Annotated in this window: 13 protein-coding genes and 2 tRNA genes; 4 read left to right on the plus strand and 11 right to left on the minus strand. The window is 54.6% G+C overall.

Features of this window, described 5'->3' with window-relative positions; all coding sequences use genetic code 11:
- Positions 1 to 10 precede the first annotated feature (10 nt).
- Together PS2015_RS03715 and PS2015_RS03720 are read left to right on the plus strand one after the other, a co-directional pair.
- Positions 11 to 1690: an ABC transporter permease gene (locus PS2015_RS03715; RefSeq protein ID WP_237113368.1), complete on the plus strand. Its 1680-nt coding sequence runs from the start codon at positions 11 to 13 to the stop codon at positions 1688 to 1690.
- Positions 1665 to 2732 carry an ABC transporter ATP-binding protein gene (locus PS2015_RS03720; RefSeq protein ID WP_058020968.1) on the plus strand — a complete coding sequence of 356 codons (1068 nt, stop codon included), beginning with the start codon at positions 1665 to 1667 and terminating at the stop codon, positions 2730 to 2732. Before PS2015_RS03715 ends, PS2015_RS03720 begins: the two co-directional genes overlap by 26 nt.
- A gap of 1 nt (position 2733) precedes the next feature.
- Here the strand turns inward: PS2015_RS03720 and PS2015_RS03725 are convergent, their stop codons facing one another.
- From PS2015_RS03725 to PS2015_RS03775, 11 genes are all read right to left on the minus strand, one after another.
- Positions 2734 to 3135, minus strand: a complete 402-nt coding sequence (locus PS2015_RS03725) for a hypothetical protein (RefSeq protein WP_058020969.1) — start codon at positions 3133 to 3135, stop codon at positions 2734 to 2736.
- Between the two features lie 97 nt (positions 3136 to 3232).
- Positions 3233 to 3967, minus strand: coding sequence for a VC0807 family protein (locus tag PS2015_RS03730; protein ID WP_058023126.1), 735 nt, complete (start codon positions 3965 to 3967; stop codon positions 3233 to 3235).
- Between the two features lie 36 nt (positions 3968 to 4003).
- Positions 4004 to 4080 (minus strand) — tRNA-Met (locus tag PS2015_RS03735).
- 49 nt (positions 4081 to 4129) lie between these two features.
- Positions 4130 to 5221, minus strand: coding sequence for a redox-regulated ATPase YchF (gene ychF, locus PS2015_RS03740; protein ID WP_058020970.1), 1092 nt, complete (start codon positions 5219 to 5221; stop codon positions 4130 to 4132).
- A 28-nt stretch (positions 5222 to 5249) separates the two neighbouring features.
- Positions 5250 to 5855 (minus strand): aminoacyl-tRNA hydrolase, encoded by a 606-nt coding sequence (gene pth / locus PS2015_RS03745; RefSeq protein WP_058020971.1) that lies wholly within the window; start codon positions 5853 to 5855, stop codon positions 5250 to 5252.
- A gap of 11 nt (positions 5856 to 5866) precedes the next feature.
- Complete coding sequence (locus PS2015_RS03750; protein ID WP_211271215.1) at positions 5867 to 6502, minus strand: 50S ribosomal protein L25/general stress protein Ctc; 636 nt, start codon at positions 6500 to 6502, stop codon at positions 5867 to 5869.
- Between the two features lie 104 nt (positions 6503 to 6606).
- A complete protein-coding gene (locus PS2015_RS03755; RefSeq protein ID WP_237113369.1) occupies positions 6607 to 7563 on the minus strand; it encodes a ribose-phosphate pyrophosphokinase in 957 nt (318 codons plus the stop codon).
- 182 nt (positions 7564 to 7745) lie between these two features.
- Positions 7746 to 7821 (minus strand) — tRNA-Gln (locus PS2015_RS03760).
- A 79-nt stretch (positions 7822 to 7900) separates the two neighbouring features.
- Positions 7901 to 8779: a 4-(cytidine 5'-diphospho)-2-C-methyl-D-erythritol kinase gene (ispE, locus tag PS2015_RS03765; RefSeq protein ID WP_058020973.1), complete on the minus strand. Its 879-nt coding sequence runs from the start codon at positions 8777 to 8779 to the stop codon at positions 7901 to 7903.
- Positions 8776 to 9366, minus strand: coding sequence for a lipoprotein insertase outer membrane protein LolB (gene lolB, locus PS2015_RS03770; protein ID WP_058020974.1), 591 nt, complete (start codon positions 9364 to 9366; stop codon positions 8776 to 8778). Before lolB ends, ispE begins: the two co-directional genes overlap by 4 nt.
- On the minus strand, positions 9363 to 11126 hold the full coding sequence (locus PS2015_RS03775) for a tetratricopeptide repeat protein (protein ID WP_058020975.1): 1764 nt from the start codon (positions 11124 to 11126) through the stop codon (positions 9363 to 9365). The genes lolB and PS2015_RS03775 overlap by 4 nt, the downstream gene beginning before the upstream one ends.
- A 180-nt stretch (positions 11127 to 11306) precedes the next feature.
- Between PS2015_RS03775 and hemA the strand changes: the two genes are divergently transcribed.
- Complete coding sequence (hemA, locus tag PS2015_RS03780) at positions 11307 to 12614, plus strand: glutamyl-tRNA reductase (protein ID WP_058020976.1); 1308 nt, start codon at positions 11307 to 11309, stop codon at positions 12612 to 12614.
- Positions 12611 to 13693 (plus strand): peptide chain release factor 1, encoded by a 1083-nt coding sequence (prfA, locus tag PS2015_RS03785; protein ID WP_058020977.1) that lies wholly within the window; start codon positions 12611 to 12613, stop codon positions 13691 to 13693. Before hemA ends, prfA begins: the two co-directional genes overlap by 4 nt.
- Position 13694 lies beyond the last annotated feature (1 nt).

Below are 13694 nucleotides of genomic sequence, written 5' to 3' on the forward strand. Positions count from 1 at the left end.
TGGCATTATTTTGACACGACAGATCGTATTTCTGAGAAAGATTCGGGAACAAAGCGCACTGATCAGTATCATTGCGCTTTGTTTGCTTTTGAGTGTGCCGATTCTGACTGTTGTTGCCTCCGTAGGTAGCGGCAGTGACGGGGTATGGCAGCATCTGAGTGATACCTTGTTATGGACATACATCGGGCAATCGCTGACCCTGATGTTGGGTGTCGGCGTGCTGGTCCTGATCCTGGGTGTGGTGCCCGCCTGGCTGGTCACCATGACGCGTTTCCCCGGTAGCCGGATTCTTGAATGGGCGCTGGTTTTGCCGCTCGCCATGCCCGCCTACATCATTGCGTATACCTACACGGGCATGCTGGACGTAACGGGCCCAGTGCAGGCGTTTATTCGCGATACATTTGATTTACGTTTTGGTGATTACTGGTTCCCTCAGATTCGTTCGCTGAGTGGTGCTGTGACGATGTTGTCGCTGGTGCTTTACCCATACGTCTATTTGCTGTCCCGCATGGCCTTCCTTGAGCAATCCGTCTGTGTGCTGGAGGTTTCCAGAACGCTGGGTGCAGGCCCATGGCGGGCTTTCTTGCGAGTCGCGGTCCCATTGGCACGACCGGCGATTATCGCCGGCCTGGCATTGGTATTGATGGAAACCCTGGCCGATTACGGTACCGTACAGTATTTTGGTTTATCAACGTTTACGACCGGTATATTCAGGACCTGGTTTGGCATGGGCAGCTCTACGGCGGCTGCGCAACTGTCAGCACTGTTGATGCTGTTTATTCTGGTGCTGGTGGTGACCGAGCAGTGGTCACGCAATAAGGCGAAATACCACCATACCAGCACCAAATATTCACGTCTGCCGCAAATCCGCTTGCAAGGTGGTCGCCTGTTCCTGGCCTTACTGTGTTGTGGTTTGCCGGTATTGCTGGGTTTCCTTATCCCGTTTCTGCAACTTGCCTGGTGGGCATGGGACACTCGCGACATCGTCGATTTCTCGGCTTTCAGCCAGTTGATCAGTAACAGCCTGAAGCTGGCCGGCACGGCGGCCGTTATCGCTCTGTTACTGGGTTTGGCGATCAGCTACGCGAAACGACTGCAACCTGGAGTGCCCATGCGAGCCGCTGTGCGGATATTGAGCATGGGATACGCGATTCCGGGGACCGTGATCGCCGTGGGGGTGCTGATTCCGTTTACCTGGTTTGACAATACACTGGATGGCTGGTTGCAGCGGCAATTTGATGTATCGTCCGGGCTACTGCTCAGCGGGACTCTTGTCGCGGTGATGTTTGCCTACGTTGTACGGTTTTTGCCGGTGTCCATGAATACGCTGGATGCCGGTCTGGGCAAAATCAAACCCAGTATGGACGACGTAGGCCGTTCGATGGGGCTGGGCGCCTGGCAGATTCTGCGGCGGGTACATATTCCCATGTTGCGTGGCAGTCTGCTGACAGCCTCATTGCTGGTGTTTGTGGACGTGTTGAAAGAATTGCCGGCCACCTTGATATTGAGGCCCTTTAATTTTAATACATTGGCTATCAGAACCTATGAACTGGCTAACCAGGAGCGGCTGACCGAAGCCGCCGCCTCGGCGCTGATGATTGTTCTTGCCGGCATCATTCCTGTTATCATCATCAGTTTATCCATTTCTGCATCACGACCGGGTCATGACTCACGCTCTGCAAATCAATAATATTTCCGTGGCACTGGAAGGCACACCCATTGTGCACGCCATTTCCCTGAAATTGAAAGAAGGGGATATCGGTTGCCTGTTGGGACCCAGCGGCTGTGGTAAAACAACCCTGCTGCGCGCCATTGCCGGATTTGAGGCTGTCACGGGAGGTGAGGTCATCATTGGTGGTGAAGTGGTGAGCAGGGCCGGACATCAGTTGCCGGTGGAAAGGCGTCAGGTCGGCATGGTGTTTCAGGATTACGCGCTGTTTCCGCATTTAAACATTCGCGACAATATTGCATTTGGCCTGAATGGCTGGAAGGCTGCAGATAAACAGAAACGCGTGCAGGAGCTGGCGCAATTGCTGCACATTGGCGAGCTGTTGGATGCCTATCCGCATCGGCTGTCAGGTGGGCAGCAACAACGTGTGGCGATAGCCAGAGCCATGGCACCGCGTCCGCGTATTCTGCTGCTCGATGAGCCCTTTGCCAGTCTGGACGTGGAGTTGCGAGAGGAGATTGCCCGGGAAATTCGTGAGGTCCTGAAACAGGATGGCATTACCACGATTCTGGTCAGTCATAATCAACTGGAAGCCTTTGCGATGGCCGATGAAATCGGTGTCATGCGAGCTGGACAATTACTGCAGTGGAGCAGTGCGTTTGATCTTTACCACGAGCCACAGAGCGCTTATGTGGCTGATTTCGTCGGTGAGGGGGTGTTCTTGCCGGGTACAGTCATCGATACCTTGAGTGTGAGCACCGAGCTGGGTGTTCTGCATACCGACGAGGATCTGCCGTACGCTTCTGGAGAACTGGTGTCAGTTCTTATTCGCCCGGACGATGTCATTCACGATGATGATAGCCACTCCACTGCGAAAGTGTTGGAAAAAGCCTTCCGGGGTTCAGTCTTTTTGTACACGCTGGAGCTGGACAGCGGTGCCCGCATCCTGAGTCTGGTTCCCAGTCATCATGCACACGCCAAAGGTAGTGCGATCGGTATTCGTGTCGAAATGGACCATCTGGTGGTGTTTCCTGTCGAGGCGGAAACACCACCGGAACGCTGATCTATTTGCTGTCAACCTTGGTGAATGCAACCTGGGTGCGCTCGGAGCCATCCGGATCAAAGGTAGTTACTTCCAGACGGGCACCGCCGGGTCCGAACGGCCATTTGGCGTTGATGTAACCTGCATGACCACCGCTGCTGACAAGGCCTGCGCTGATATTGAAGTTTTTGGACAGGCCCACTGCCGTCCACTCGCAGGCACCTTCCCCGTGCGAGGTCAGGGCATACACCTCATCGCCGTACTTGGGTGATTTGCCCATGCTCTTGACTTCGACTGTGCAAGCGCCGCGTCCGTTATCACCAGCAGCGGACATGTAAACACCTTCAATCATGCTCTGAGCCATCACATTGGCTGACAGGAGTGCTGAGCCGCTGATCAGGAGTGTGCTGAATAGTTTTTTCATTGTCTGTCTCCCCCGTATGCTTTACACAGAATTTGAACCCGTTCATATAACGGTCATTGAGTGTAGGGAGATTCAGGAACAGTCGTTTTGATTCAGATCAAGCGTTGTCGATGAGGAAGGTTTCCAGCTTCTCGTCGGTCAGGCGATGAATCTGTGAAAAAACAAACCAGATGGCTATCAGCAGAACAATCATGCTCGGAATGGCGATCACCGGATAACTTAGCGCCGTCATGCGGCCGAGCTGTTCACTGAACTCAGTGGTACCTGGCGGGCTTACCAGAATCACTCGCGCCAGTATGTAGTTCAGAGCAGATGACAGGAAGAAGGAGGCGGCAACAATTAATGATGCCTGTGACAGGCGGCGCTCAAACAAGGCGGTATTGCCCTTGGCGGCCAGTGCCTGATACAGGGCTTCGACACGGATCAGCTGGCCGTTCAGGATCAGGGTTTTTACCAGAGGGAAGCGGGTTTTCTGGCTGATCAGCACTGCCAGACCAATGGCGCCGGGGATAGCGGCTTCCTTGATGGCGATATATTGCGGATCAAGCTGCAGCAGGCTGATACCGCCAGTAAGAAACACACTGACGACGCCAATGACCGAAAACGGATTGATTTTACCGGTATCGCGCAGATCCCAAAGACCATAAGCGATCGGGAAACTGAGCGCGACAACAATGCTCCACATGGGGCCCAGACTGTCTTCACCACTGAAACGGCTGAGCACAACAACCGGAATGATGATGTTAAAAATCAGATTGCCGAAAAAGCCACCGCGCTGTTTGCGAGGCTGCTGTGTATCTGGAGATGACTCTGTGTTGTTTCCCTGGGTCATATCGGAAGCCGTGTCGGGCCGCAGGGGCATGAAGAGTGGTAGCTACGGGTGGACTTGAACCACCGACCCCAGCATTATGAATGCTGTGCTCTAACCAGCTGAGCTACGTAGCCACATCGAGGACGCGCATTTTGTCTATTTGAGAAACATTTGTCAATAGCATTACACGTTAAAGCGGAAGTGGATAACGTCGCCATCCTGGACGATATATTCCTTGCCTTCCAGGCGCCATTTGCCCGCATCTTTGGCGCCCTGTTCACCCTTGAATGCAACAAAATCATCATAGGCAATCACTTCGGCGCGGATAAAGCCCCGTTCGAAGTCGGTGTGAATGGCTGCTGCGGCGCGCGGCGCAGTGGCGCCCTGTTTGATGGTCCAGGCGCGCACTTCCTTGACTCCGGCGGTGAAGTAGGTCTGTAACCCAAGCAGCGAGTAACCGGCCCGAATCACGCGATCCAGGCCCGGCTCTTCCATGCCGAGATCCTGCAGGAATTCCATTTTTTCATCGTCTGCCAGTTCCGCAATCTCTGCTTCCAGTTTATTGCAGATGGGTACCAGCACGGCGCCTTCGGCTTCGGCGATAGCGCGGACTTTGTCCAGATGGGGATTGTTTTCGAAACCATCTTCATCGACATTGGCGATATACATGGTCGGTTTTATGGTCAGCAGATGCAGGGAGTACAGGTCTGCCAGCTCCTCTTTGCTGAGCTCCATGCTGCGCACTGGTTTTGCCTCGTCCAGATGCAGTTTGACGCGCTCAAACAGGGCGACCTGGCGCACCGCATCCTTGTCGCCGCCTTTTGCGATACGACCCAGGCGCAGTATGCCTTTTTCTACAGATTCCAGATCGGCCAGTGCCAGTTCTGTATTGATGGTCTCAATGTCAGCAACCGGATTGATGGTATCGGCGACATGCACAATGTTGCTGTCTTCAAAACAACGCACAACGTGTGCAATCGCGTCAGTTTCACGGATATTGGCCAGGAACTGGTTGCCCAGACCTTCACCTTTGGATGCGCCGGCGACCAGACCGGCGATATCCACAAACTCCATGCTGGTGGGTATCACTTTCTGGGGATTGACGATACTGGCCAGTACATCCAGGCGTGGATCGGGCATTGGTACGATACCGGAATTGGGCTCAATGGTGCAGAACGGAAAATTCTCTGCGGCGATACCCGCCTTGGTCAGTGCGTTGAACAAGGTGGATTTGCCCACATTCGGAAGTCCGACAATGCCACATTTAAAACCCATGGGTAGTATTCCTGTATGCGTGTATCAATTATGTTTTGAGGGTTGCATCACTCTGGCTGTGCAATGTTTTCATAGCCTCATTCCAGCCGCCAGCCACTATTTGCGGTAGGACTTTCAGAGCCTGATCTATGTCATGCTCAATCTGGATGGTATCGTCCTTGCCCGGATCGCTGAGTACATAGTTGGCAACTTTGCTTTTGTCGCCAGGGTGCCCGACACCGATGCGTAAGCGTTTGAATTCATTGGCGCCGCCCAATGCCCTGATGATGTCGCGGATACCGTTGTGACCGCCATGACCGCCACCTGCCTTAAGGCGTGTAGTACCGACAGGGAAGTCAATTTCGTCGTAGGCCACCAGCATTTGCCCGGGAGCAATATCAAAGTACTGACACAGACTCACCACGGACAGGCCGCTGCGATTCATGAAGGTGGTCGGGAATAATAAGCGGACGTCGTTGCCCTGAATGGTGACACGTCCGACATTGCCGTGAAAACGAGTCTCAGGTCGCAGCTCGCCCTGGTATTGACGACAAATTTCATCAAGAAACCAGACGCCGACGTTATGGCGGTTGCGTTGATACTGCGGGCCCGGATTTCCCAGGCCCACAATCAGTTTGAGCGTGTCTGAGCTCATGACAGGAGGAATTACGCCTCGCCGGACTCTTCGCCGTCAGTCTCTTCGCCGTCCTGCACACCACCACGCGGCGGCTGAACAGTAACAACGGCGTGGTCAGCATCGGCGCCGTGAGTCAGGTCGACACTGCTGACGCCTTTAGGGAAGCTGATCTGGGAAATATGGATGGCTTCACCCACGCCCAGGTTGGCCACGTCGACTTCCAGGAACTCCGGCAGGTCTTTCGGCAGACAGACAACTTCCAGTTCGGTAATGGTACGCAGCAGGCTACCACCGCCAGTCTTGACGCCTTTACACTTTTCTTCATTCAGAATGTGTACTGGTACTTTCACGTGGATGGTCTGCTTGGCGCTGACGCGCTGGAAATCAGCATGCATCAGGCGTGGTTTGGCCGGATGGCGCTGCAGATCTTTGATAACGACCTGCTCTTTCTTGCCATCAACATGCAATGTGATGATGTGGGCGAAGAAGGCTTCATTGCTCACCGCTTTCATCAGGTCTTTGTGGGCAATGGAAATCGACTGTGGCTTTTTGCTGCCACCGTAGATGATTGCCGGTACTTCGTTGGCCAGACGACGCAGGCGGCGGCTCGCACCTTTCCCCAGGTCGTCTCTGGCGGTTGCATTCAGATCAAACTCATTGGACATGATGTCCCTCCGGTTTCAAAACGTCTGTTCGGCTTGCGACCAGCCTGGCAGACGCGTCAGTAAAAGGAACCGCCGCGCATTGTGCCGGCAGTTCCGGTTAAAAATCAGATTTCAGCGCTCTCAAACATGGCGCTGATGGATTCTTCATTGCTCACCCGGCGAATCGATTCAGCCAGCAGTCTTGCCATGCTGAGCTGGCGGACATTGGGGAGATTTTTGATGGTATCACTCAGCGGAATGGTGTCTGTAACAACCAGCGTATCCAGTTCGGAATTGGCGATGTTCTCGGCCGCCTTGCCGGACAGTACCGGGTGGGTACAGTAGGCGACCACTTTGTTGGCGCCATGTTCTTTCAGTGCGGCAGCGGCTTTGCAAAGGGTGCCGGCAGTATCGACCATGTCGTCGACGATCAGGCAGGTGCGACCTTTCACTTCACCGATAATGTGCATAACCTGCGCTTCATTGGCCTGCGGGCGACGCTTGTCGATGATTGCCAGGTCCACATTAAGCTGCTTGGCTACCGCGCGCGCACGAACCACACCGCCGATATCAGGTGATACCACGGTCAGATTCTCGTAATTCTGACGCACGATGTCTTCTGTCAGAACGGGTGAGCCGTATACGTTGTCTACCGGTATGCTGAAGAAACCCTGGATCTGTTCGGCGTGCAGGTCGACGGTCAATACACGGTTGATGCCGACCGCAGAAATCATGTCTGCCACTACTTTGGCGCTGATGGCCACCCGTGCTGAGCGAACGCGACGATCCTGACGTGCGTAACCAAAGTAGGGGATCACTGCAGTGATGCGGTTAGCAGAAGCGCGGTGCATGGCATCGGCAGTCAATAGCAGCTCCATCAGGCTGTCATTGGTCGGGGCGCAGGTGGACTGAATAATAAAGACATCCTTGCCACGGACGTTCTCTCTGATTTCTACGGCGACTTCGCCATCGCTGAATTTGCCGATTTGGGCATCGCCAAGCGGAATGCCAATATAGCGGGCAATTTTTTCAGCCAGCAACGGATTGGCGTTGCCGGTAAAAACCATCAAGTTATTCGCCATGAATTGAGTACCTTCAGAGCCGCAGCCGACAGCGTTACGCTGTCTGGCCTGCTTTGCATTGATTAGTGATTGTTTGATGGTAGTGCCCGTCCGGATTGTTGCTGAGTGCCCGTACATCAAACGAATCGGGAGCGCCGTTACGTCGATTTATTTATCAACACGCAAACGGGCTCCCGGGGATTTGGCTGGGGTGGCTGGACTCGAACCAACGCATGCAAGGATCAAAACCTTGTGCCTTACCAACTTGGCGACACCCCAGTAACAATTGGCTATTTTAAGCCATTTCTCAGAAAAATGCAGCCCCGAATACGAGCAATCAGTGCGACATTGTTCCATATTACGTGTCTTTTGCAGTCATCATCAGGTCATACACTTCTGACCTGTTAACACCTTTGGCGACGAATCCGCGAACCCCGATCCGGGCCATTTCAGCAGATTCGTGCAGAGCACGTAATGCTTCTCTGGCGGCAGACTGGTCATCAAATGCCGCAAACACGCTCGCACCGGTTCCTGTCATGCGGGCTGGCGCATATCCCGACAGCCATCTGAGCGCGGCATCTACCGGCGGGAAAAGCTGTCTGACCAGCGGTTCACAGTCATTTCGGGACTGCCCCGTCAGAAAGGCGTGCATTTTGATGGGTGAAGTGTCTCGTGTCAATTCCTGATGTGAAAAAATTGCTGCCGTTGTGATGTGGCAGGCTGGAGTCAGCACCAGGTAATGTTTGTCGGGCAGTTCGACCGGGGTGAGCTGTTCACCAATTCCTTCGGCCCAGGCACTCTGGCCCATCACAAAGACTGGCACGTCAGCCCCCAACGGCAGGCCGATTCGGGCCAGCTCACTGCGTGACAACTGCAGATTCCACAGTTTGTTCAGGCCGACCAGGGTGCTGGCGGCATCTGAGCTGCCTCCGCCCAGCCCGGCACCGGCCGGGATGCGCTTATGCAGTGTGATGTCAGCACCACAATCAGCGTTGGTCAGTTTTTGCAGCGCACGGGCGGCCTTCAGCACCAGATTATTGTCGTCATTCAGTGTCGCTTCGCTGCACTGCAGGCGCAACTGACCATCGTTGCGAGGACTGATCGTCAGCTCATCGCCATAGTCCAATAACTGAAAGACACTTTGCAGTGTGTGATAGCCATCAGCGCGGCGGCCTGTGATGTGCAGAAACAGATTCAGCTTGGCAGGTGCCGGTATTGTCAGTGTTGTGCCAGTCATGGCAGTGACCAGTTTAACCTTGTCAGATCCAGCCGTAAGGGAGGTTTTTGAATGCGGATGCGGGTTGGCAGGGTTTCGGGACCAAAATTGGTGTAACCCAGATAGTCGATCTGCCAGCCAGCCTGCTGGAATTGTCGCAATTGATTGCTGTCCCCAAAGCTCAGCGCTTGCGATAAACCAGGAGCAGGGATGCCTTTAATCCAGTAGTTCAGTTCTGTGACCGGAAGCTCGTAGCCGATTTCCTGATACAGCAGTTGCTCAGGTGTTTCTGTAATAATGGGGTCTTCGCCCTGTTGTTCGATACGCACCTCGCCCGGGCGGCCTATGATCTCGGTAGCGCCGACATTGAATGTGCCCCACAGGTTGATCTGATACTCGTCGCCCTGTTGCAGCCAGCGAATGCGTGAGGAATGAGATTCATTCTGGTCGCGAACATGAATACTGCCGGTAAACTGCCAGTTCGATATATTTTCCAGCAACTGCCGACGCTCTTCCCATTGAGTATTGACTGGCGCATCGATGCGCGGAGTTAACTGACAGGCATGCAGACCGGTCAGCAGCAGCAGGAGTACAGCCGGACGTCTCACTCCGATTGCTCCGTTCCTGTCAGCCGCTGCATGGCATCCAGCACATGTTCGCTCTGCGGGTCAGTTTCCAGACCCTGCTGCCAGATAAACAAGGCTTCGGCCTGTTGACCCATGGTCCAGAGAACCTCACCAAGGTGAGCGGCAACTTCGGGATCAGGAAAGGCTGCATAAGCCCGCTGCAGGTTGTACAGCGCGTCTTCCAGGTAGCCCAGCTTGTATTGCACCCAGCCCAGGCTGTCGATGATGGCGGGGTCGTCTGGCGAGATGTCGATGGCGCGTTCAATCAGCGCCAGCGCCTCCTGATAACGGTCAGTTTGCACGGTCAGGGAGTAACCCAGGTGGTTGAGTGCACGGGCATCTTCCGGGTTTATGGCAATAATCCTGCGCAGATCCTCTTCGACCTGAGAGTGCTGGTCAGCGCGCTCATTGAGCAATACGCGCGCGAACAGCAGATCAACGTCGTCCGGATACCGGTTTAGTGCCTTGTTCAGCGCTTCGGCGGCTTGTTGCTCGTAACCGGCATTGACCAGTGCTTCCACCTGTAAGGCAGGAAACATCGGTGCCAGGTTGCCGGAGTCAGCGCTTTGTTGTGTTACCCACTCGCTGGCGGCCTCGAACTGTTCCAGCTCAACAAACAGGCGCATGATCTGGCGTTGTGCGGTCAAAAAGGCGTTAGAGCGCTGCTGTATCTGCTGATAGTGGAATAGTGCCTGCTCGGTTTCGCCGCGTTGCTCCAGCAGGTAGCCCAGATAGTAGTTCGCTTCGTCGCGGCGGTGGCCAGCGCGCAACAGGTCGCGCAGCTGTGCTTCGGCCATGGTGAACTGTTCCAGTTCCAGGTTGATCAGAGCCAGGGAGTACAGCGTTTCCAGGTCTTGGGGTTCACGGCGAAGCAGCTCGGTGAACTGCACCGAGGCTTCAGCCAGTTTCTCGTTCTGAACCAGTAACTGCGCCAGGCTGTAGCGCATTAATCGATGTTCCGGGTATTGCTCGACACCTTCAATCAGGAGTGCTTCGGCTAGCCCGGCTTCGCCGGCATTTTGATAGATCTGGGCGTCTATTAATATGGTGCGGGGATTGTCGCCGAATTGTTCGCGGGCTCTGGTCAGCCACTGCCGGGCTAATTCCGTTGCACCGTTCTGATCGTGCATCTGAGCCAGTGCGTAATAAACAGATGATTCTCCCGGGTGATTTTCCAGCACGCCAGTCAGACGCTCAATGATGACGTCCCGTTGGCGGTTCTCAAGATTGAAGGTGCGCGCCGACAGGGCAGTAAAATCCACCTGGCCGCCCAGTTCCAGCACGGTTTCGTAATGGGGTAATGCGCGGATAAACTGTCCCTGCTCCAGATATTGGAATCCCAGAATCAGGTGAGGGTCGAGCGTGTCGGGCTCAAGGCTCAGCCATTGCTCTGCAAGGGTTGTCATGGCGCGTGCATTGCCAAGCGCCGAGGCATACTCCACTGCTCGCCGCAAAATGCCCGGATCCAGTGTGTCCATGGCCAGGCGGTAATAACCATCGGCGGCCCCCGGCATGTCTCCGCGCAGTCCACGGAATTCGCTGAGCAGAGCCAGTTCAAGTTGTTCGCGGCTGAAATTGCCGTACTCGATTTCAACCGGTTCTATTGCTTCGATTGCCGGGGCGGACTGCGGTGCAGGCACTTCGTCAGCAATGCTCTGCGGATCACTCGGGACCTGGGTGGCCGAACAGGCTGCCAGCAGGGGCAGGGAAATTAGCAGCAGTCGTCTGATAGATTGAATCATAATATCCGGTTGAGAGCGCTGGTTGCGCAGCTCTCGATTGTAACAACAGTTAAGAATCAAGACTACAATTCAGACCGGAAGCCAGAGCTTTCTGGTGCAGCCGGGCATTTTCTGTCACAAAACAGGAAAAGCAGCCTGATATTTAGTAAGATAGCGCACTTTTTCTATTCAAGGCATGTTATGGCGCTGGTTCTGCTGGGCATCAATCACAACACGGCTAATGTCTCCCTGCGGGAGCAGGTCGCGTTTCCGCCTGAAAAGATGGAGGATGCCATGCGCCGCGTGACATCCCTGGATGATGTCAATGAGGCGGTAATTGTCTCAACCTGCAATCGCACTGAGCTATACGTAGACGTCAAACTTGACGAAAGCGCCGAAGATCCGCTTGAAACCGATTCCTCCGTGCTCGAACTGGAACAGCAAAAACTGCTGAAATGGCTGAGCGATTATCACGGCGTGCAAGTGTCGGATCTGAGCACCTGCAGTTATTTTCACTGGCGTGAAGATGTTATCCGGCACTTGATGCGGGTGGCCTGCGGTCTGGACTCCATGGTGCTGGGGGAGCCGCAGATCCTGGGACAGATAAAATCTGCGTTTGCGGTGGCAAAAGAGCTTGGGGCGGTGAAGTCGGGTCTGGGCAAGGCTTTCCAGGAAGCTTTTTCCATTGCTAAAGAGGTACGTACGGACACCGCCATTGGTGAGAACCCTGTTTCCGTTGCTTACGCAGCGGTCACGCTGGCGGAGCAGATATTTTCAGATCTCGGCTCGTTAAATGCTTTGCTGATCGGTGCGGGCCATACCATAGAGCTGGTGGCCAGACATTTGTCTGAGCGAGGCGTCAAGCAGATTGTGATCGCCAACCGAACATTGCAGAACGCTGTTAAACTTGGCGACAAGTTCGGTGGCCGCGGAGTGCTGCTGTCGGATATTCCACAGGAGCTGGAGCATGCTGACATTATTGTATCTTCCACCAACAGTCAGTTACCCCTGCTTGGCAAAGGTGCTGTTGAGCGGGCGCTAAAGACCCGTCGGCATAAACCCATGCTGTTGGTGGATCTTGCGGTGCCGCGTGATATCGAGCCGGAAGTTGCGCAGATCAGTGACGCCTATTTATATAGCGTTGATGATATCCGGGATGTGATTGAGGATGGCGTCAAGAGCCGTGCGCAGGCTGCTGAGCAGGCGGCGGCGATTATTGAGCGAGGAGTTGAAGAGTATATCCGACAACTTCGTGCCCTGAACGCTGTGGCGACGCTGCGGGCTTTTCGCGATAAAGCTGACCGGATTCGCCAGGCGGAGCTTGATAAAGCCAGGCGAGCGCTGGAGAAAGGTCAATCGCCTGAGCAGGTGCTGGAACTGCTGGCCCGCGGCATTACCAATAAACTGCTTCATTCACCCAGCGTGCAGATGAAAAAAGCCAGTGCAGAGGGTCGTGACGACGTGGTTACCCTGGCACAGGAACTGTTTGAACTTGGAGATGAGTCGTGAAGGCTTCTATCTATCAGAAACTGGAACATCTGGCTGATCGCTATCAGGAACTGCAGGCCTTGCTCAGTGACGCAGAGACGATCGCGGACCAGGAGCGATTCCGGAATCTGTCGCGCGAGTTTTCCGAAGTTGAGCCCGTAGCACTGGAGTTTGCGCGTTTTTGCCAGACGCAATCCGATATGGCGCAGGCACAGGATATGTTGCTTGATGCCGATCCCGATATTCGGGCCATGGCTGAAGATGAAATCAAGCAGCTCAAGATTCAGCTCGAGACTCTTGAGCTGGATCTGCAGAAATTACTGCTGCCCAAAGACGAACGCGATGCCTTCAATGTGTTCCTGGAAATCCGGGCTGGCACTGGTGGTGACGAAGCAGCGATATTCGCCGGCGATCTGTTCCGTATGTATTCGCTGTATGCCGAATCCAAAGGCTGGCGCGTTGAGGTTTTGAGCGAGCGGCCGGGAGAGCATGGCGGCTACAAGGAAATCATTACGCGGGTGGAAGGTCGCAATGTATACGGACAGCTCAAGTTTGAATCCGGTGCTCATCGTGTGCAGCGGGTGCCGGAGACGGAAACACAGGGTCGTATTCACACCTCGGCTTGCACGGTCGCTATTTTGCCGGCAGTTGATGAGCTGGAAGAGGTGGAGCTCAACAAGGCAGATTTGCGCATTGATACCTTTCGCGCAAGCGGGGCGGGCGGTCAGCACGTCAACAAGACTGATTCGGCCATTCGCATTACCCATATTCCTACTGGTATGGTGGTGGAATGTCAGGACGAACGCTCTCAGCATAAAAACCGCGCTCGCGCCATGTCGCTTCTCAGTGCCCGACTGAATGATATGCAGCAGGCTGCCTCTGCTAAAGAGCAGTCTGACACCCGGCGTCTGCTGGTCGGTTCCGGTGATCGTTCGGAGCGGATCCGCACCTACAACTACCCTCAGGGGCGGGTCACAGATCACCGCATCAATCTGACGCTCTATAAGTTGTCCGAAATCATGCAGGGCGACCTCGATGCCGTGATTCAGCCTCTCATCCACGAGTATCAAGCGGATCAGCTGGCCGAGCTGGCGGCCTGAT

The organism is Pseudohongiella spirulinae, from assembly GCF_001444425.1.
GTDB classification, from domain to species: domain Bacteria; phylum Pseudomonadota; class Gammaproteobacteria; order Pseudomonadales; family Pseudohongiellaceae; genus Pseudohongiella; species Pseudohongiella spirulinae.

Excerpts from the sequence above, each read along its gene's own strand:
- PS2015_RS03730 (WP_058023126.1), bottom strand. The coding sequence starts at position 3,967 with ATGACCCAGGGAAACAACACAGAGTCATCTCCAGATACACAGCAGCCT.
- PS2015_RS03750 (WP_211271215.1), bottom strand. The coding sequence starts at position 6,502 with ATGTCCAATGAGTTTGATCTGAATGCAACCGCCAGAGACGACCTGGGG.
- pth (WP_058020971.1), bottom strand. The coding sequence starts at position 5,855 with ATGAGCTCAGACACGCTCAAACTGATTGTGGGCCTGGGAAATCCGGGC.
- PS2015_RS03775 (WP_058020975.1), bottom strand. The coding sequence starts at position 11,126 with ATGATTCAATCTATCAGACGACTGCTGCTAATTTCCCTGCCCCTGCTG.
- PS2015_RS03755 (WP_237113369.1), bottom strand. The coding sequence starts at position 7,563 with ATGGCGAATAACTTGATGGTTTTTACCGGCAACGCCAATCCGTTGCTG.
- PS2015_RS03720 (WP_058020968.1), top strand. The coding sequence starts at position 1,665 with ATGACTCACGCTCTGCAAATCAATAATATTTCCGTGGCACTGGAAGGC.
- hemA (WP_058020976.1), top strand. The coding sequence starts at position 11,307 with ATGGCGCTGGTTCTGCTGGGCATCAATCACAACACGGCTAATGTCTCC.
- ispE (WP_058020973.1), bottom strand. The coding sequence starts at position 8,779 with ATGACTGGCACAACACTGACAATACCGGCACCTGCCAAGCTGAATCTG.
- PS2015_RS03725 (WP_058020969.1), bottom strand. The coding sequence starts at position 3,135 with ATGAAAAAACTATTCAGCACACTCCTGATCAGCGGCTCAGCACTCCTG.
- ychF (WP_058020970.1), bottom strand. The coding sequence starts at position 5,221 with ATGGGTTTTAAATGTGGCATTGTCGGACTTCCGAATGTGGGCAAATCC.